Consider the following 18,100-nt stretch of genomic DNA (forward strand, 5'->3'; position numbering starts at 1 on the left):
TTTTACCGTGATTGGTTGGCGTTTTTTTCCACGCTCAAAAGCTAATCAGGCATGGGAATTTGCTGGTTTAGGTGTATCCTAACAGCCCCGCGTGAACCTCAGTATTTCCAAGGGACTGTGGTTATTCTGTAGTTTGCTCTTGTTATTTGTTGATTTGCTGGAGCTTTAGATGCTGGACTCCATTTGTACAGTATTGACTGCGCTGTGGCATCAGGATTTTACGACCCTGATGGCCCCGGGCAGTGCGACCCTGATTTATCTGTGTGTCGGTACTCTTATTCTGCTGGAAAGCGGCTTTATTCCGGCTGCGCCGCTACCCTGTGATTCTGTGGTGATCTTGTCCGGTACCTTAGCTGCGGTTGGGGTGGTGGAACCTTGGGTGATTTTTACCTTAATTATGAGTTGTGCGGCCATTGGCAGTTGGTTGGCCAGTTTGCAAGGAATGTGGCTTAATCGGCTTCCCCTTGTGCAGCGCTGGGTGCAGTCGGTGCCCCCGGCAAAATTACAGACGGTTGATAAACTGTTGAGTCGTCATGGTCTGGTAGCTCTGTTTTGTGCCCGGTTTATTCCTGTTGTGCGCTCTTTATTGCCATTGATGATGGGCATGCGGGTGCAGCGTAAGCGTAGTTTCCAGTATTTTGCTTGGTTTAGTGCATTTATCTGGAGCTGTTTGCTGGTTGGTATGGGCTATATGCTGCCATCGTTGCCGGAGAACATCAGCCGGGTTGTGACCATGATGCTGATGGCAGCGCCTGTGATTACCTTGTGTATCGGGGTCAGCAGCTGGATTATTTATAAATTCCGTGGTCGGCTGAAAAAGTCAGTCTGAGTTGATATGCCAAATAGGCAATAAAAAACCGCAGTGTGAGCTGCGGTTTTTTATTGTCAGTGGTACACCAGCCATTGTGCGGCCTTTAGAGTAAATCCTGTGGATCGCGATCTAGGCTCCAACGGCATTTTTTGACGCTAGGTAACTGGTTGACTTGCTGTAGCATGCGTTCAGTTTCTATTTGCAGTCGGTGGCGGGCCTTAGCTTGAAACAGGAGTTGGCGACGATATTTACCCGCTTTTCGGTCCAGCGGTGCAGGCATTGGCCCAATCACTTCAAATTCAGCATCTTTAGGCAATATATCAGCCATTGCCCGCAAAAACGCATCGGCATCTTCTGCCTGATGAGCCTCGGCTCTTACAAGTACCATATGCCATGCGGGAGGTAACAAGGCTTGTTGCCGCTCCAGCAGTTGGCTTCGAGCAAACTCACCATATCCCCGTTGCATTAAGTCACGCAGTAGTGGGTTTTCACCTTGAGACGTTTGCAGCAATACCGTGCCGGGCTTTGCTGCGCGACCAGCGCGGCCTGCCACCTGGGTGTAAAGCTGGCCGAAGCGTTCGGGGGCGCGAAAATCGGCACTGAACAAAGCACCATCCACATCCAGTAGCCCCACCAAGGTCACGTCTGGGAAATGGTGCCCTTTGGCCAACATTTGGGTGCCAACGAGAATTTTATACTCTCCCCGTTGGATTGCGGCTAAATGCTCTTCCAAGGAACCTTTGAGTCGGGTTGTATCTCGATCAATCCGCACCACAGGGTAATCCGGAAACAGTTTTTGCAACGTACCGGCTAGCTGCTCAGTACCAATACCTTGACCGGCCAACATGGTGCTGCCGCATTGATGGCACTGCCTCGGGATAGGATATTGATTGCCGCAATGGTGGCAGCAAATCTCACCCAGTGATTGGTGCAGGGTAAAAAAGGCATCACAGCGATCACATTCATGTAGGTAACCACATTCATGGCAGATCAGCGCCGGGGCAAAACCGCGGCGATTCAGAAATAGCAGCACTTGATTCCCCGCATTAAGATGCATGCGCATTTCATTGATCAGGGGTTGGGATAACCCAGCTGTGAGTGGTTGACTGCGAATATCGATAAGCCCTTGGCGTACCTGTTGTGCGGCGCCGGCGCGCTTGGTAAGCGGAAAATGATGGTAACGGCTATTGATGGCGTTATTCAGGGTTTCCAGTGACGGGGTGGCACTGCCGAGAATGACTGGGATCTGCTCCAGGTGGCCGCGCATTACGGCGAGATCCCGGGCGTGGTACCCCACCCCTTCTTGTTGTTTAAAGCTGGCGTCATGCTCTTCATCCAAGATAATAATGCCGGGAAACGCCATGGGGGTGAATAACGCTGAGCGGGTACCGATAATAATCGCGGCTTCCCCACAGCGGGCTTGACGCCAAGCATTTAGGCGAGCGTTATCGGTTAAGCCTGAGTGAATAACCGCAACCTTGACTTTAAAACGCCGGCGAAAGCGGTTGATTGTTTGTGGGGTCAGACCAATTTCTGGCACCAGGATCAGCGCCTGCTTTCCTTGGCTAAGACAATGCTCAAGTACTGCGAGATAGACTTCTGTCTTGCCTGAGCCCGTGACCCCTTCTAGCAAACTGCAGCAGAATCCGTCCTGCTGGTTTATGGCGGTAACGGCAACCGCTTGTTCCTGATTCAGTTTATGTGGTGTTTCATCCATCTCTAACTGGGTACGCCAGCTTAGATCGGGTTGTTGTACCAACTCATGTTTTTCTACCCAGCCCTTATCGCACAATGCCTTGAGCGCGGATTTACTTAACTCAAGGGCGTTAAACTCTTCGTCGGTCAATGGCTGACGACTAAGTTCTTGTAAGAGCTTACCTTGAGCGGGTGCCCGTTTTAATGTCCCGATATCGGCTTCAGTGCCCGCCGGTGTTAATCTGAGCTGGGTGATACTTTGGCGACTGGCATCGGCCCCTTTGCGTAGCGCAGCTGGCAGGGATTGGTTGAGCATTTGTCCTAGGCTGCAGAAGTAGTATCTGGCGGCCCATTGAGTCAACTTATACAAGGGCTCGGATAATACCGGTTCAGGATCAAGGAACTCGCTGACCGCTTTTATCTGGGCTGCTGGCAACGCACATTGATCGGTAATATTGGTGATTAATCCGATTAATTGTTGTCGACCAAATGGTACTTTCACTCTGGCACCAATTTGAGGGGGAAAAGGTGCGGTAGTGGGCACTAAATAACTGAAGTTCTGCCGCATAGGAACTGGCAGTGCGACTTCAACAAATAGGGACATATAGGACATTTTTATTGGGTAGTGGCCGGTTAGTTTACCCCAAGACTGAAAATAGGGAAGGTGGTGACCCCGTCATAATAGTTTGCAATAAAATTACTCGGTAGCCACTTTACTGAGGGAGCCCAGTTACAGAGTTAGAGCTGGGAAAATATGCTTGTGTCTGGTGGGCAGATACTGTACTATTCTGCGCCCTAAACATACTGTTATTAACTGCATGTGGTGTCCGACTTCGGGTTGGAAGAGCGACATGGCCTTAGTTTGAGGTAATCCAAATGAAACCAGGTATCCATCCTGAATACGCAGAAATCACTGCAACTTGTACTTGTGGCAACGTTATCAAGGTAAACTCTACCGCTGGTAAGCCTCTGCACCTGGACGTATGTGGTGCTTGTCACCCATTCTACACCGGTACTCAGAAAGTTGTTGATACCGGCGGTCGTATCGACAAGTTCAACAAGCGTTTCGGTATGCTGGGCAAGAAGTAATTGCGACTGCAATGAATTGCTGAGAAAGGTGTCCATAGGGCACCTTTTTTGTTATTGGGCCGCGCAATCCCTGTTGGTTAAATTCCCCTCTTTCGGTCAGACAACTTGACCAAATTTGCTTTGAATCGCTGCTGTTTGCTGTTTTTGTTGTGTTCTTGCTGTGTTCTCTATGCCAGCGGGGTGAAAATCATGGTTAGATTTTTTACCTCTTGGTATCCGTGGGCTTTGACTGATGCATAAAATAATAAACACGATGTGAATATCTGATTTTATTAAGGTAATTTCCAGAAAACGCAACTCACAGCGACAAAATCAAGCGAAGTTCTAAAAATTCCATTCTTTTATTTAAAACATAAAATCTTTGGCGTATTGTTGGTAAACCGCAATAGCATTGTTGCAATTTGTGACATGGTCAGCAGCTTGGCTGACCGGGTCGGTGCAATGCTTGTGATATTAATCATTACCCTACATGTCGTATTCCAGGAATAAAAAATGACAGACCTTCGTCAACAAGCGCTTGATTATCATGAATTCCCTGTGCCGGGGAAAACTGCTGTCAGTCTGACCAAACCAGCTCAGACCAGTAAAGATTTAGCTTTGGCTTATAGTCCGGGCGTCGCAGAGCCGGTGCGGGAAATTGCATCTAATCCGACGGATGCTTACCGCTATACCAATAAAGGCAATACGGTTGCTGTTATCTCAAATGGTACCGCGATTTTGGGGTTAGGCAATTTAGGGCCGCTTGCTTCAAAACCTGTGATGGAAGGTAAGGCATTATTATTCAAACGGTTTGCTAATATCGACGCGACAGATATTGAAGTGAAGCATCGTACGGTTGATGAGTTTATTAATACTGTTGAAGCAATAGCAGATACGTTTGGCGGCATTAATCTGGAAGATATTAAGGCGCCAGAGTGTTTTGAAATTGAGCGTGAGTTAATTGAGCGCTGTCAGGTACCGGTGTTTCATGATGATCAGCATGGTACAGCTATTGTGACAGCTGCTGGGATGATTAATGCGCTGGAGATTCAGGGCAAGGAATTGTGTAAGGCTGTGTTTGTCTGCATGGGGGCTGGCGCTGCTGCCATTGCCTGTATGACCATGTTGGTTAAATGCGGAGCGCAGCGGGAAAATATTTATATGCTTGATCGTCAAGGCGTGTTGCATACCCGTCGTGAGGATCTGAATGAATATAAAGCACTATTTGCTAATAATACCGATAAGCGTACTTTGCAGGATGTGATTGCTGGGGCTGATGTTTTCTTAGGTTTGTCAGGGCCGGATTTACTCAGTATTGATGATATTGCCCTAATGTCGGATAAGCCGATCATTTTCGCCTGTTCAAACCCAGATCCAGAAATTAAGCCTGAGTTGGCGCATCAGGCGCGTCATGATCTGATTATGGGGACTGGCCGCAGTGATTATCCGAATCAGGTAAATAATGTGCTCTGTTTCCCTTTTATTTTCCGTGGTGCGCTAGATGTTCGAGCACGGCGCATTAATGATGAGATGAAGTTAGCAGCAGTAAACGCCATTGCCAAGTTGGCCAAAGAGCCGGTCCCCGATGTGGTGCTGGCAGCTTATGAGGGCGTAAAAAGTATGCAGTTTGGGCCAGAATATGTATTACCCAAACCAATGGATCCCCGTTTATTACCTCGGATTGCCAAGGCGGTTGCTCAGGCTGCAATTGACTCCGGGGTTGCTACGGTAGAGTCCCTACCGGACAATTATATGGCAGAGTAAATTAACGTTGTTGATATCAGGGCCTTTGGGCCCTTTTTCATTGCTGCGTTAGCAGACATTCCAGGTGGTGTGTAGTTGCCTTTTGGGGTTGGCTCATAAATAATCAGCTCAATCTGCCAGAGCCATCTTGAGGCGTTCTCTGGTAAATCGGCTGTGATTTAACAGGGACAGAGGCTGCTGATGAAATTGACGCGTTTGCTAACAAAGCGGTTAATTGGTTTTTGGGGCTGGTCGTTACTGGCTGTAATGGCGGTTATTTTACTGGGTGCTGTGCTTAGTTTTATGCATATTTCTGCCCGATTTCAGCTGCAACAGGTTGATGAACTGCAGACGGTTTTACAGCAACGTGATGCCCATGAACACTATCAATGGCTACCGGCAATACTGTCGGCCTATGGTACCGAAAAATTTGAATTGCTAGAGCAAGGGCAGGTTATTTATCGGTTTGATAATGGCGCAGCCACCCCATCGGCAAAAACGTATCACCGACAACTTTCCTCTCAGCCGTTGCGACAGATGATGCTGGTTTTACCCACCCCTTATAGATTGACCTTGCCCGATACCACTGAGTTAGTGATTTTACTCACTGCTTGCGTGGTGATTTTACTGTTTATTTTTTATGGCTACCGTTGGATCCGTCACCAGATGGATGGCATTGAAGCATTAGCTTATCGCAGTCAATTAATTTTGGCTGGTGAACTGCAGGATGCATTAAAAGCGCCGGGAAATGGGCAGCCAAAGATTATTAATGGGGCCTTGACTCAGTTGCTGACGGATTTGGCGGATGCCCGGCGAGAACGAGCCCGATTTGATCAGTTTATTCGCTCAAATACTTTTTTAGATCCTCAGACCCGAGTGGGTAATCGATTATTTTTAACGAACAGACTGGAAGCGTTGAGTTATCAACAGCAAATGATTACTTCCGGGGTGATGTATTTGTTAGAAATGGAAGATTTAGAGCTCTATAAGCAATCTAGTGGAATGGGGGCTGTCAGTGATTTATTGGCTCGAATTATTGAGGCGGTAAATCAGGTGTTAAGTGGGCAACCTAACAGTATTTTAGCCCGGCGCAGTAATAATCAATTTGCGATTGTAGTCACACAGATATCTTTAAATGAAGCTGATCGGTTGGCAGAGCGTTTACTAGGTGTGTGCATCAGGCAGGGAAAAGTCACCTTGAATCTTGCTGACGATTTTTTTCAGCTTGGTGGGGCTTATTTCCGGGCTGGGGATCCAGTGCAGCAGTTGCTGGATGAAGCTGATTTGGCGCTTAAAGCCGCCAGATTACAGGGATATAGTAATTGGTTTATGTACGATAAAGGCGCTGTAGATGAGGAGTTTGCTAAGGGCTCTGTTCGTTGGCGTTCTATATTGGAAAACGCCCTATCTAATAATCGTATTATAGCTTATGCGCAACCGGTTAAAGATACGGATAATCAATTACATCATTTAGAAATGTTTAGCCGGGTGAAAGATAATCAAGGGCATATTATTAAGGCCACAGTCTTTTTACCTATGGCGAATAAATGTGGATTGATGCCTCGAGTTGAGCGTCAGATTATTGAGTATGTTTTATCTCATTTAGCGGTGAAAATGCCGGATAGCTGTTTCAGTATTAATTTGAGTTTGGACTCTCTGCAAAGTAAAAATTTTATTCATTGGCTGACTTCTTATCTGTTAGAACACAGGTATCAACTCCCGCGTTTGGCGTTTGAGATTTCAGAAGAAATTATGTCACGGCATGTCGATTCCTTTTTACTAACATTGACTATGCTAAAGAAGATGGGGGTTCGTATCTGTGTTGATCATGTGGGATTAGATGTTATCAGTACGGAGTATTTGAAGGACTTAGATGTTAATTTTATAAAACTGCACAGATCGATTATTCGGCAGATTCATTTGCGTCAAGAAAATCAGTTATTTGTGAGAAGTCTGCTCGGTGGTTTATACCGAACTGATATTCAGGTTTTGGCGGAAGGCGTTGAACAGTTTGAGGAGTGGCAAACCCTGCAAATCCTTGGTGTGAGTGCGGCTCAAGGGCGTTTTTTAGGAGAGCTGACGACAATCTGACAAGGGTCGGATTTTTGACATCTGTTAGCAGAATTAACTTGAGAATTTAACAAAACGTACCTATCTTACTCTAATATTCACATTTTAATGTGAATTACATCTCAAAAAAGGCAGGGTCAACAGATACAATGTCGCGTTCTCGATAAATTTTTTGTTTTCAGCACGTTATTTGTGTACGCCGCCTGAAAGGCTGAAAATAAGCAGTGTCCGATAGTATGTTTTTGACGCAGCATCTGCTTTATTTATCTACAGTTTTAGGCAGACTCAAAAAAACCGAATAGAATAAGTGTATGGATAACAGTATTTTTCACCGTCTTGCATTCTGGCGTAAACATAGCAACGCAACCGGCTTAGGGATGTATGTGGCACCGGATGCTGTTTGGATTCACCGGCCAGCAACAGCCGACAAAGAGGCTGTGGAAATGGAATTTCGACTAGCTGGCAATAATTGGGCTAGCGTTTTTCCCAAAATTGCTGATGCATTTGGCCATAATCGTTTTCAGTTGGTATTGAGTGCTGCGTGGTATCAGTTACTTCAAGTTGACAAACCACCTGTTGAACCCCAAGAAATGGCCCAAGCATTGCTTTGGGCTGTTAAAGATATGGTCAATGTGCCAGTTGCAAATATTCATCTGGATTATTTTGACGCCCCCCTCGCTAGTCAAAGTAAAGTGACAGTCGCTGTTGTTGATAAATCTCAGTTACAGCAGTTGGTTTTTGCTGCTGTTGAGTGTCATTGCGACATAAGCGGTATCAGCATCGAAGAAATGGCTGTGTGTAATCTCCATCCTCATGATCCCCAAGCCCGTTTAGTTATTAGTCATTATCCTGGTCAGGATTTACTCTTTACCGTAGTGCGTGATGGTGAGCCCTGTATGCAGCGTCGAGTCAGAGGATTTGGTGAACTAGATACGATTACTGCGCAGGATCTTTCTTATGGCGCAGCTGATAATCTGAGTCTGGAGTTACAGCGTTCGATGGATTATTTCGAGAGTCAGTTACGTCAGCCACCTGTCACTGCAATTGACATTTTGGTTGGCGGTGCCAGCGATACATTAGCTCAGTTGGTTGGTGCTAATTTCAACCAAGCGGTGACTTCGATACCAAAATCATCAGTTGGTATCGCGATGGCTACTTTGGCCTACACTGAAATGAATAGGGAAGAAAGTGCATGAAAAAACGCCTAAATCTTTTCAGTGAAGAACTTTTACCTCCTAAGCTGCAATTATCTTTTTCTCGACTTACCAAGGTATGTGTAGCGCTTATTGTTATTTTTGGGGTGGCAGGTGGATTGCTCATTTTTAGTAATCATGAGCTTCAGGCTCAGTCCCAGCAGTTGACCGCACAAAAGAATCAGCTCACTGAGCAGAAAACGACGTTAGAGACTCAGGTTAATCAGCGTAAGCCTGATGCAGCGCTCATCTCACAGGTTGAGTTAATGACCGAGAGATTAAAATTGAAAGGGCTAATGTTGGATGAATTGAAGCGTCGGGGTACCGCTATTAGCCAAGGTTTTTCACCTTTGTTGTTCGATTTAGCTAGTGTATCGGCACCTAAGCTCTGGTTGGATCGCATTAAGGTCGACGAAGATAAATTCGGGTTTGAAGGTTATAGCGTCAAGGCTCAAACAGTGCCTTATTGGATTGAACAGCTAAAGACAACCGATACATTGAGAGGATATGCCTTTGCTTCAATGACAATGAATCGGGGCGACGGGAAGCCAATTGCTTTTAATTTGAGTAGTAAACCTCAGATCCAAAAGGAAGTGGTAACGGAGAAGGCTAAATGATGCAGCAATGGCATGAGTGGAGTGAAAAGTTTGATGCATTGTCAGCCCGCGAACGCGGACTGGTTGCCATGTCAGTCACGGCTTTTCTGTTTGTGTTGGCGTATTTGATATTTGAGCCTTATTGGTTGGAGCGGAGTAAGCTGGATAAAGGTATTGCAGCGATGACGCAGGACAATAAGAAGCTGCAGACACAAATTAAGTTGTTTGAAACCCGCTTGAGTGTTGATCCCAACCAAGATTATCGACAACGTTTAGTCAGTTTAAAGAGTCAGCTGGGGGACTTAGATGGGCAGTTTGCAACCCATAATGTGGTACCTGCTAATTATATGCCTACGCTGCTCAATGCTGTTTTGGAAAAAGCTCGAAATATAAAAGTGTTGTCATTTAAATCCTTGCCTCCTGAGTCACTTCTCCAGGGAAAAGGAGATAAAGAAAATATTAACCTCTACAGTCATGGTGTCAGGTTGGTTATTCAAGGGGATTACTTTTCTGTGCTTAAGTTTATGAAAGCAGTGGAAGAAATGCCGGATAAATTATATTGGAAAAGCATGGATTATCGGGTGAAGGACTACCCCGATGCAGATGTAGTGCTGGAGTTCTATACCTTGAGTATTAATAAGGATTTTATCAGTGTTGCAAATTAAACCATTTGTCAGCCTTGTTGCATTACTGATGTGCAGTAATGCACTTGCCCAGCCGTTGAAAGATCCTACCCGCCCCGCAGTTGTCACTGGGAAACAGAGTCGAGGACCTGTTATTCGTACTGATACTGGGTTGGTATTGAATTCAATTGTTAAGAGTCCTCAGCAATCATATGCGGTAATTAATAGTCGTATTTACCATCTGGGGTCGAGTGTGCGGGGCGTTAGGATTATGAAAATCAGTGAAGATCACGTTTTACTGGCTGATGGCCGTCGGCTAACGCTGTTTACTTCTGTTATTGGGAAATAGGTAACTTAGCATGTCCTTGAGAAAATATTCCATTCTGTTGCTGCCCCTGTTTCTGTTGGGATGTCAGTCCGTGGACAGGCCAGACCCTGTTAATTCTAAACAGGCTGTCTCTGAGTTACTGGCCAGTCAGCAACATAAAGCTGAAACTACTCCCCCGCCCCCTGCCGCTATGCCTGAAGATGTATTGCGGGAAATGGGGTCAACGGATTTAGAATCTGGTTTAAAATCGCGTGTATCTTCGGAGCGTCGCTTCAATGTCTCTGCTAACGATGTGCCTGCCAGTGTCTTTTTTGCCAGTTTAGTGCAGGGAACCCCGCTAAGTGTGGTGGTACACCCTGGTGTTGAAGGCCATATTACACTGTCGCTGAAGAGTGTGACCCTCAGTGAAGCTATTTTGGTTGTCGAAGATATGTATGGCTTTGACATCAGTTTAGAGGGGAATATTTTACGCGTTTATCCAGCAGGGATGCGCACTGAAACATTCCCGTTGAATTATCTGTATATGCAGCGTCAAGGGTTAAGTGTGACGTCTGTTAGTGCAGGGCGCATTTCTGATAACAACAGCTCTGGCAACTCATCAAGCTCTTCAAACAGTGGTAGTAGTTCCAATGAGAGCTTCTCCGGGGCTGGTGATGGCAATGGTAGCCAAGAGACCAATGGCACATTTATTCGTTCTGAAACCAAAACTGACTTCTGGGGGGAGCTACAAAAAACCTTAGAGGCTATTATCGGTGATACTGGTAAAGGACGTCAGGTAGTCGTTTCGCCTCAAGCGGGTTTGGTGACGGTGCGCGCATACCCCAATGAATTACGGCAGGTGCGTAACTTCCTTAAAACGGCTGAGACTCATTTACAGCGTCAGGTTATTCTTGAAGCCAAGGTACTTGAAGTGACTTTGTCAGATGGATATCAACAGGGAATTCAGTGGGACAATATCCTCGGCCATATTGGCAGCACCAATATTGAATTCGGTGCTTCTGGTGGTAACTTTGGCGACCAAATTACCAGTGCTTTGGGTGGCCTAACATCATTAAAGATCAGTGGTAAAGACTTTAGCACCATGATCAACTTGTTGGATACGCAAGGTGATGTTGATGTGTTGTCTAGTCCAAGGGTGACGGCATCAAACAACCAAAAAGCAGTGATAAAAGTTGGTAAAGATGAATATTTTGTCACTAATGTGTCTTCTACAACGGTCGCATCTGCAACCCCGGTAACCACCCCTGATGTGGAATTGACACCTTTCTTCTCGGGTATTGCACTGGATGTAACTCCTCAGATCGATAAGGCAGGTAATGTACTGTTGCATATTCATCCCTCTGTAATTGATGTAAAAGAGCAGATTAAGCAAATCAAAGTCAGTGACAGCTCTTTGGAGTTACCTTTGGCACAGAGTGAAATTCGCGAGTCTGATACTGTTATTAAAGCTGGTTCCGGTGATGTGGTTGTTATCGGTGGTTTAATGAAGACTGAAAATGTGGAATATGAATCTCAAATTCCACTATTGGGTGATATTCCCTTTATTGGTGAAGCGTTTAAAAATCGCAGCAAAGAAAAACGGAAGACAGAGCTGGTTATTTTGCTGAAACCGACAGTTGTTGGTGCAGATACCTGGCGTAAAGAATTAGAGAGAACCCGTAATCTGTTGGATCGCTGGTATCCATCGGCAGAATCTCAGGTATCAGGTGATAACGCTCAATAGGAGTAGTAATACAGCATGTACCAGCAGCATTTCCGGCTTAATGAGACACCGTTTTCACTGACGCCCAATACCGGTTTTTTCTTTGGACTAACACCTCATTTGGAGGCGCTGCAGGTACTACAGACAGCACTACAGACCGGTGAAGGCTTTACTAAGGTGACTGGTGAAGTTGGCACAGGTAAGACATTGATTTGTCGTAAGTTGATTAATGAGTTGCCGAGTGATTTTCACTGCGCTTACTTACCTAATCCCTATTTGACACCTCAAGAGTTACGTTGGGCTGTTGCGATGGAACTGGGGTTGGAGTACAGCAAAGACATTGATCAACAGCAATTGATTGGTTTAATCCAAAAGCAACTGATGGGACTTGCAGCCAAAGGGTTTTCTGTTGTGTTAGTTGTGGATGAAGCGCAAGCCATGTCAGATGACAGCTTGGAAGCATTAAGGTTATTTACCAATTTAGAGACTGAAAGCAGGAAGCTACTTCAGGTGGTTTTGTTTGGGCAGCATGAATTGGATGAGCGCCTTAAAGAGCAAAAGTTTCGGCAATTGAGGCAGAGAATAACTTTCAGTTATAACTTAAGGCCATTAGATAGAGACGAAATCCAAGGGTATATCCAGCACCGACTAATGGTTGCCGGTTATGAAGGCCCGACATTATTCGGTGCCAAAGAAGTTAAAATTATAACAAAAGCATCTCGGGGAATTCCCCGATTGATCAATGTATTGTGCCATAAAGCTATGTTACTCAGTTATGGCGAGGGGTGCAGTATAGTAAAAGTTGCCCATATTCGAGCAGCAATAAAGGATACGGAAGATACTGTTGTAGCACCACGGCGTTGGTTCTGGATTGGATCCTTGGGGGTGTTGAGTCTTGCTCTCAGCGTGGGCATGACATTAGTGGGGTTCAATTAAATCATGAGTGTTATTAACCAGATGCTTAAAGCTCTGGATAATCGGCAGCAGGCTCATCAGGTGAGTAATTTAGGCCGTATTCCCCGCGAGTTTAAGGGGCGAAATAGTCCTTGGTTAGTGCTACTTGTCGTTTTTTTATGTGTTGCATTTATTGGCTGTGCAACAGTCGGTTACTTTTGGTGGCAAGAAAAACAGGCGCAGTTTGAAGCGGAAATTGCTTTGCTTAAGCAATTACAGGCTAAAGAGAGTACCGCATTGGTGAAGCTGGGTGAAGTAGAGCAACTAAAAAAAATACCATTACCACCTCAGTCACACAGCGAGCGACCGGTAGCAGATAAGAAACAGATTAATGAGACGAATAAATCTGAAGTTGCCTCACATGATGACGATAAAGCGGAGATTACATTGAATCGCTCAACAGGTGTTGTATCGTCTAAAAGCGCGGTATCAACCCCAGAAGTTGATAAGGATATTGTCGGTAGTCATACCCAAAAATCAAGCGGTAGCATCGCTATTACGCCTGTTAGACTGACTGCAGCTCAGTTAGCGGATAAATGGGTACAAATGGCAGAGTCTGCAGAGCAGCATGGCGATTTTGAATCGGCGGAAAAGCAATATATTCGGGTTTTGGAGTTGTTACCAAGTAGACATGTTGTCAGGGAAAAATTGGCAGCTTTGTATTATGGACAAGGCAAGTTGGAGCCGGCTATCACTCTGTTAGAAGAAGGGGCTGTGTTGTATCCACGCTACGCTGGGTATCCTTTATTGCTCGCGAAAATTCAACAAGTGAATGGCGACTTAATTGGAGCCTTGGATACACTGAATGCCATTCCTGACAATAGTGCTCGCGTGATTGATAAGTGGGTACATCAAGGGGACTTAGCCCAGAAACTAAAGAAATTTGAAATTGCAGAGCAGGCATATCGGAATTTACTAGGGCGAGAGTCAAACCAAGCAAGATGGTGGATGGGGTTGGCCTATGCTGTCGATGCTCAGGGCCGTTATGCTGAAGCTGCTAAAATATACAAAACCGCCCTTGGGAAAGCCGGCTTGTCTCCTCAGGCAAACCAGTATATTGAATCAAGATTGGCCCAGCTAGGAGCAAACGAATGAAGCCCAAGTTAAAGATGCGCCTAGGTGATTTGCTGGTTCAAGAGCAAATCATTACAGACGAACAGTTGCATCAAGCGCTGGCAGATCAGCGCATTACAGGGCAGAAACTCGGCCGCACCCTGATAAAGCTGGGGTGTATTACCGAAGATCAGCTACTTAAATTTCTTTCTCATCAGTTAAATATCCCCTATTTGGATGTGACTCGTAGGGCTATTCCGGCGTCTGTCGTTAGTTTGCTCCCTGAAGTTCAGGCTAGGCGTTACCGGGCTTTGGTTGTGGAAGATATGGGGGATAGTGTACTGGTCGCCATGAGCGACCCTGCTGATCTACAAGCACTAGATAGTCTGGAAGTCTTATTAAGTCCTAAAACATTAGATATTGCTGTTGCACCGGAGCAGCAGTTGCTCAATGCGTTTGATAATTTATATCGACGTACAGATGAAATTGCGGCGATTGCTGGCAAATTAGAGGAAGAATATGTTGCTGATGAGATGTTCAATCTCAGCGCATTGACTGAATCTGACAGTGACAATGAAACAACTGTTGTTAGGCTGCTGCATTCAATTTTTGAAGATGCGGTGCAAATGCGAGCGTCAGATATTCATATTGAGCCCGGTGAAAAAGTACTGCGGATCAGACAACGTATTGATGGGCAATTGCATGAAAACGTTTTGAATGAAGCTAATATCGCTGCTGCATTGGTATTGCGATTAAAGTTGATGGCTGGCTTGGATATCTCAGAAAAGCGTTTACCTCAGGATGGTCGTTTTCACATGACTATCAAGGGACATGAAATCGATGTGCGTATCTCTACTATGCCAATTTACCATGGTGAATCGGTGGTGATGCGTTTGCTGGATCAATCTGCTGGATTATTGACGCTGAATGAAACGGGTATGCCAAGAGAGATTCTTGCCCGTATTCGGCAGCAGATTAAGCGCCCCCATGGCATGTTGCTAGTAACCGGCCCGACGGGTAGCGGTAAAACTACGACGTTATACGGTATTTTAAGTGAGCTTAATACCGCAGAACGTAAAATTATTACCGTGGAAGATCCGGTGGAATACCAATTACCCAGAATCAACCAGGTTCAGGTTAACCATCGGATTGGGTTAGATTTTTCAAATATTCTCCGCACTACATTACGTCAGGATCCCGACATTATTATGGTTGGGGAAATGCGCGATCAAGAAACCATGGAAATTGGTTTACGAGGGGCTCTGACCGGTCATTTCGTATTATCTACTTTGCACACTAATGATGCGATAACCAGTGCTTTACGTTTATTGGATATGGGGGCTGCACCATATCTGGTGGCGAGTGCTTTGAGGGTGATTATTGCGCAACGTTTAGTGCGTCGAGTGTGTCGTAGTTGCGCAACTGAGTACCATATGACCCCCCAAGAACAAGCTTGGCTTAGTGGTATCAGTGGTGACGATTTCTCATCTGTACATTTGCGAGCTGGGAGTGGCTGTCAAAGTTGTAATGGCAGTGGTTACCGTGGTCGAATAGGGGTATTTGAAATACTTGAATTGGATGATCGTATGGTTGATGCCATGCGCAGTGGTGATCCGCAGGGATTTGCTTTGGCCGCAAAAAGTAGCTCTCACTTTACCCCTCTGCTTGAATCAGCATTACGGTACTTACGTGATGGTATGACGACTATAGAAGAAATTGCCAAGTTGGTAGAGGATATCAGCGACAGTGAAATCCCCCTTAATCTGGATGCAGAGGACTGATTATGGCGGTGTTCAGTTATAGAGGTCGGGATGGGCAAGGGGCATTAGTTCAGGGGGAGCTGGATGCTGCAAGTGAAAATGCAGCGGCGGATATATTGCTGCAAAGAGCGATTATTCCACTGGAACTGACTGAGCTTAAGGTGAGGAAAAAATTTGAAATTTCAGGTTTGTTTCGGCGAGGGGTTAGTTTAGAAGAATTACAAATTTTTACCCGGCAAATGTATTCGTTGACGCGTTCTGGTATTCCTATTCTGCGGGCGATTGCGGGGTTATCTGAAACAACACACTCCCAATTAATGAAAGATACCCTTAGAGATATCACGGATCAATTAACTGCAGGCCGTTCGCTTTCATCTGCGATGAATCAACATCAGGATGTGTTTGACCCTCTATTTGTTTCTATGATCCATGTTGGAGAAAATACCGGGCGATTGGAAGACTCCTTCTTACAGTTAGCCGGATATATTGAGCGAGAGCAGGAAACGCGAAAGCGAATAAAATCGGCAATGCGTTATCCGACCTTTGTGCTGATTGCGATTTCTATCGCCATGGTAGTACTAAACGTATTTGTGATACCTAAGTTTGCCGCTATGTTCGCTCGATTTAATGCAGAACTACCGCTGCCAACAAGAATATTGATTGCGACCTCTGACTTTATTATTGGTTATTGGCCGCTCGTGATTATGATTATTGCTGGCGTGATTACAGCTATCAGGTTTTGGCACCATACTGAAAAAGGTGAAAAACAGTGGGATCGCTGGAAGCTTCGTTTACCTGCGGTTGGCTCTATCATCGAACGCTCAACGCTTTCACGTTACTGCCGTAGTTTTGCCATGATGTTGACTGCTGGGGTGCCAATGACTCAGGCATTAAGTTTGGTTGCTGATGCGGTTGATAATGCCTATATGCATGACAGGATCGTTGCGATGCGAAAAGGCATTGAGGCAGGTGAATCCATGCTGAGGGTATCAAATCAAAGTCAGCTTTTTACTCCGCTTGTACTACAGATGGTGGCTGTCGGTGAAGAAACTGGGCAGATTGACCAACTATTGAATGACGCTGCAGATTTTTATGAGGGTGAAGTTGATTACGACCTTAAAAATCTAACGGCTAAACTTGAGCCTATACTTATCGGCATAGTGGCCGGAATTGTGCTGGTATTGGCTTTGGGTATTTATCTACCTATGTGGGATATGCTCAATGTGGTTAAAGGCAACTGATAATGGATCGGCAGGAAAAGTCAGAATCTTCATTGCTGGAGAGTTATCGGCAATTGATGACAGTTATCTTGATGATGGTGTTACTTGCTGTGTTGGCATTTCAATATTTTGGTGCCGTGCCAAATATTGCAGGTCAAGGATTGAGGCTGGACTATAACCGTTGGTTGAATGTGCTTGGTATGTTGCGTAGCCAATGGCAGGGAAGTGGGCAGCCAAATATTATGGCCGTATCGTGGATTGAGCAGATCACACCACAGTCGGGTACTAGTGTGCCAGTGCAGTTTAAAGCATCAGGGGTTTCTCGGGTAACAATGTCTTCTGGTGGTTGGCCATTGCCGGAACAGTGGTCAACAAATGGATGCGAAGCGCTTTGGCAGAAACTACTTGGCGTTAAGGTTGATGGTGAAGGGTTGCAGGCTGAGTATCGTGGTGATAGTAAAACGTGTCGTTATTTTGTCGGTGATGGTGCTAGTGTGAATTATCAGTTAACGACTGGTCAGGTTGTGTTTTTAACGCAGTAAGGATATAACGTTAATTTAATCGTTCATTAAAATCATACCAATTGATATGATACACGCCCAAAGGGTGACGGGGGTTCAATGAAGGAGCTACAAAGAGGTTTTTCTCTGATCGAATTGGTGATCGTGATTGTCATTTTGGGATTGCTCGCGGCTACCGCTATTCCGCGTTTTCTTAATGTGACGGACGATGCTGAAAATGCCAGTGTGGATGGTGTGGCTGGTGGTTTGGCTACTGCTGTGGGGTTTGTGAGAGCACAGTGGGAAGTTGACGGTCGGCTGAATGATCAGGTTGTCCTAGATGGTAGTCGAGTATCATTGGATAGCAGATTTGGTTTTCCCACCGGTGCTGTAATTAATAATACTATCGGCGTGACCAGTGCAACGGCAATGACGGATGAATCCTGTCAGCAAGTGTTCAATAGTGTGTTGCAAAATGCCCCCCGTAACGTGCTGTATGATCAAGATGCTCGTAATAAGCGATATACCGTTCGCATGTTAAATGGTGCTGGTGGTAAGGGCATTTCGATAGAGGAAAATGAAGTCGACAACTTGGATTTGTGTGTTTATCACCAAGTTGCCTCGTTGAAATTGAACCCGACTTCAGGGGTTCCGGAGGGGGATTTAAATCTCTCTGTTGGAAAGGGCGTTGTCTACAACCCGGGGACAGGGCAAGTAGTCAGCTTTATTAATTAATAAAAAACGCTTAATCGATGTCTGCTGTCAGAAAGACAGTTAGTGATAA

16 protein-coding genes are annotated in these 18,100 nt (G+C 45.5%); 15 read left to right on the forward strand and 1 reads right to left on the reverse strand.

The genetic code is table 11. The features are described 5' to 3' along the window. Positions 1-169 precede the first annotated feature (169 nt). Positions 170-829, forward strand: coding sequence for a DedA family protein (locus NFHSH190041_RS02740; protein WP_261923791.1), 660 nt, complete (start codon positions 170-172; stop codon positions 827-829). A gap of 85 nt (positions 830-914) precedes the next feature. Here the strand turns inward: NFHSH190041_RS02740 and priA are convergent, their stop codons facing one another. Beyond that, positions 915-3,110, reverse strand: a complete 2,196-nt coding sequence (gene priA, locus NFHSH190041_RS02745) for a primosomal protein N' (RefSeq protein ID WP_261923792.1) — start codon at positions 3,108-3,110, stop codon at positions 915-917. A gap of 272 nt (positions 3,111-3,382) precedes the next feature. On the opposite strand from priA, the gene rpmE reads away from it, so the two are divergent. The 14 genes from rpmE (at position 3,383) to NFHSH190041_RS02815 (ending at position 18,051) form a co-directional block, all read left to right on the forward strand. Then, positions 3,383-3,595 carry a 50S ribosomal protein L31 gene (gene rpmE, locus NFHSH190041_RS02750; RefSeq protein ID WP_261923793.1) on the forward strand — a complete coding sequence of 71 codons (213 nt, stop codon included), beginning with the start codon at positions 3,383-3,385 and terminating at the stop codon, positions 3,593-3,595. 492 nt (positions 3,596-4,087) lie between these two features. Beyond that, positions 4,088-5,338 carry a malic enzyme-like NAD(P)-binding protein gene (locus NFHSH190041_RS02755; protein WP_261923794.1) on the forward strand — a complete coding sequence of 417 codons (1,251 nt, stop codon included), beginning with the start codon at positions 4,088-4,090 and terminating at the stop codon, positions 5,336-5,338. A 180-nt stretch (positions 5,339-5,518) separates the two neighbouring features. Next, a complete protein-coding gene (csrD, locus tag NFHSH190041_RS02760; protein WP_261923795.1) occupies positions 5,519-7,408 on the forward strand; it encodes an RNase E specificity factor CsrD in 1,890 nt (629 codons plus the stop codon). 290 nt (positions 7,409-7,698) lie between these two features. Further along, positions 7,699-8,583, forward strand: a complete 885-nt coding sequence (locus tag NFHSH190041_RS02765) for an MSHA biogenesis protein MshI (protein WP_261923796.1) — start codon at positions 7,699-7,701, stop codon at positions 8,581-8,583. Next, on the forward strand, positions 8,580-9,197 hold the full coding sequence (locus tag NFHSH190041_RS02770; protein ID WP_261923797.1) for a fimbrial assembly protein: 618 nt from the start codon (positions 8,580-8,582) through the stop codon (positions 9,195-9,197). Before NFHSH190041_RS02765 ends, NFHSH190041_RS02770 begins: the two co-directional genes overlap by 4 nt. After that, positions 9,194-9,841 (forward strand): MSHA biogenesis protein MshJ, encoded by a 648-nt coding sequence (locus tag NFHSH190041_RS02775; RefSeq protein ID WP_261923798.1) that lies wholly within the window; start codon positions 9,194-9,196, stop codon positions 9,839-9,841. The genes NFHSH190041_RS02770 and NFHSH190041_RS02775 overlap by 4 nt, the downstream gene beginning before the upstream one ends. Continuing rightward, positions 9,828-10,148 carry an MSHA biogenesis protein MshK gene (locus tag NFHSH190041_RS02780; RefSeq protein ID WP_261923799.1) on the forward strand — a complete coding sequence of 107 codons (321 nt, stop codon included), beginning with the start codon at positions 9,828-9,830 and terminating at the stop codon, positions 10,146-10,148. Before NFHSH190041_RS02775 ends, NFHSH190041_RS02780 begins: the two co-directional genes overlap by 14 nt. Positions 10,149-10,158: 10 nt before the next feature. Next, positions 10,159-11,850 (forward strand): pilus (MSHA type) biogenesis protein MshL, encoded by a 1,692-nt coding sequence (gene mshL / locus NFHSH190041_RS02785; protein WP_261923800.1) that lies wholly within the window; start codon positions 10,159-10,161, stop codon positions 11,848-11,850. Positions 11,851-11,865: 15 nt separating this feature from the next. Then, the gene (locus tag NFHSH190041_RS02790; protein ID WP_261923801.1) at positions 11,866-12,765 is read left to right on the forward strand and encodes an ExeA family protein; all 900 of its coding nucleotides are present in this window, start codon (positions 11,866-11,868) and stop codon (positions 12,763-12,765) included. Positions 12,766-12,768: 3 nt separating this feature from the next. Continuing rightward, complete coding sequence (locus NFHSH190041_RS02795) at positions 12,769-13,878, forward strand: tetratricopeptide repeat protein (protein WP_261923802.1); 1,110 nt, start codon at positions 12,769-12,771, stop codon at positions 13,876-13,878. Then, the gene (locus NFHSH190041_RS02800) at positions 13,875-15,617 is read left to right on the forward strand and encodes a GspE/PulE family protein (protein ID WP_261923803.1); all 1,743 of its coding nucleotides are present in this window, start codon (positions 13,875-13,877) and stop codon (positions 15,615-15,617) included. The genes NFHSH190041_RS02795 and NFHSH190041_RS02800 overlap by 4 nt, the downstream gene beginning before the upstream one ends. 2 nt (positions 15,618-15,619) lie before the next feature. Next, entirely contained in the window at positions 15,620-16,837 is a 1,218-nt protein-coding gene (locus NFHSH190041_RS02805; RefSeq protein WP_261923804.1) for a type II secretion system F family protein, read from the forward strand. Positions 16,838-16,839: 2 nt separating this feature from the next. Next, positions 16,840-17,358: an MSHA biogenesis protein MshF gene (locus tag NFHSH190041_RS02810; protein WP_261923805.1), complete on the forward strand. Its 519-nt coding sequence runs from the start codon at positions 16,840-16,842 to the stop codon at positions 17,356-17,358. A gap of 78 nt (positions 17,359-17,436) precedes the next feature. After that, the gene (locus NFHSH190041_RS02815; RefSeq protein ID WP_261923806.1) at positions 17,437-18,051 is read left to right on the forward strand and encodes a prepilin-type N-terminal cleavage/methylation domain-containing protein; all 615 of its coding nucleotides are present in this window, start codon (positions 17,437-17,439) and stop codon (positions 18,049-18,051) included. Positions 18,052-18,100 lie beyond the last annotated feature (49 nt).

Source organism: Shewanella sp. NFH-SH190041, from assembly GCF_024363255.1.
In the GTDB taxonomy this organism is placed as follows: Bacteria; Pseudomonadota; Gammaproteobacteria; order Enterobacterales; family Shewanellaceae; genus Shewanella.

Coding starts and splice junctions, on each gene's coding strand:
- NFHSH190041_RS02740 (WP_261923791.1), top strand. CDS start 170: ATGCTGGACTCCATTTGTACAGTATTGACTGCGCTGTGGCATCAGGAT.
- priA (WP_261923792.1), bottom strand. CDS start 3,110: ATGTCCCTATTTGTTGAAGTCGCACTGCCAGTTCCTATGCGGCAGAAC.
- rpmE (WP_261923793.1), top strand. CDS start 3,383: ATGAAACCAGGTATCCATCCTGAATACGCAGAAATCACTGCAACTTGT.
- NFHSH190041_RS02755 (WP_261923794.1), top strand. CDS start 4,088: ATGACAGACCTTCGTCAACAAGCGCTTGATTATCATGAATTCCCTGTG.
- csrD (WP_261923795.1), top strand. CDS start 5,519: ATGAAATTGACGCGTTTGCTAACAAAGCGGTTAATTGGTTTTTGGGGC.
- NFHSH190041_RS02765 (WP_261923796.1), top strand. CDS start 7,699: ATGGATAACAGTATTTTTCACCGTCTTGCATTCTGGCGTAAACATAGC.
- NFHSH190041_RS02770 (WP_261923797.1), top strand. CDS start 8,580: ATGAAAAAACGCCTAAATCTTTTCAGTGAAGAACTTTTACCTCCTAAG.
- NFHSH190041_RS02775 (WP_261923798.1), top strand. CDS start 9,194: ATGATGCAGCAATGGCATGAGTGGAGTGAAAAGTTTGATGCATTGTCA.
- mshL (WP_261923800.1), top strand. CDS start 10,159: ATGTCCTTGAGAAAATATTCCATTCTGTTGCTGCCCCTGTTTCTGTTG.
- NFHSH190041_RS02790 (WP_261923801.1), top strand. CDS start 11,866: ATGTACCAGCAGCATTTCCGGCTTAATGAGACACCGTTTTCACTGACG.
- NFHSH190041_RS02795 (WP_261923802.1), top strand. CDS start 12,769: ATGAGTGTTATTAACCAGATGCTTAAAGCTCTGGATAATCGGCAGCAG.
- NFHSH190041_RS02800 (WP_261923803.1), top strand. CDS start 13,875: ATGAAGCCCAAGTTAAAGATGCGCCTAGGTGATTTGCTGGTTCAAGAG.
- NFHSH190041_RS02805 (WP_261923804.1), top strand. CDS start 15,620: ATGGCGGTGTTCAGTTATAGAGGTCGGGATGGGCAAGGGGCATTAGTT.
- NFHSH190041_RS02810 (WP_261923805.1), top strand. CDS start 16,840: ATGGATCGGCAGGAAAAGTCAGAATCTTCATTGCTGGAGAGTTATCGG.
- NFHSH190041_RS02815 (WP_261923806.1), top strand. CDS start 17,437: ATGAAGGAGCTACAAAGAGGTTTTTCTCTGATCGAATTGGTGATCGTG.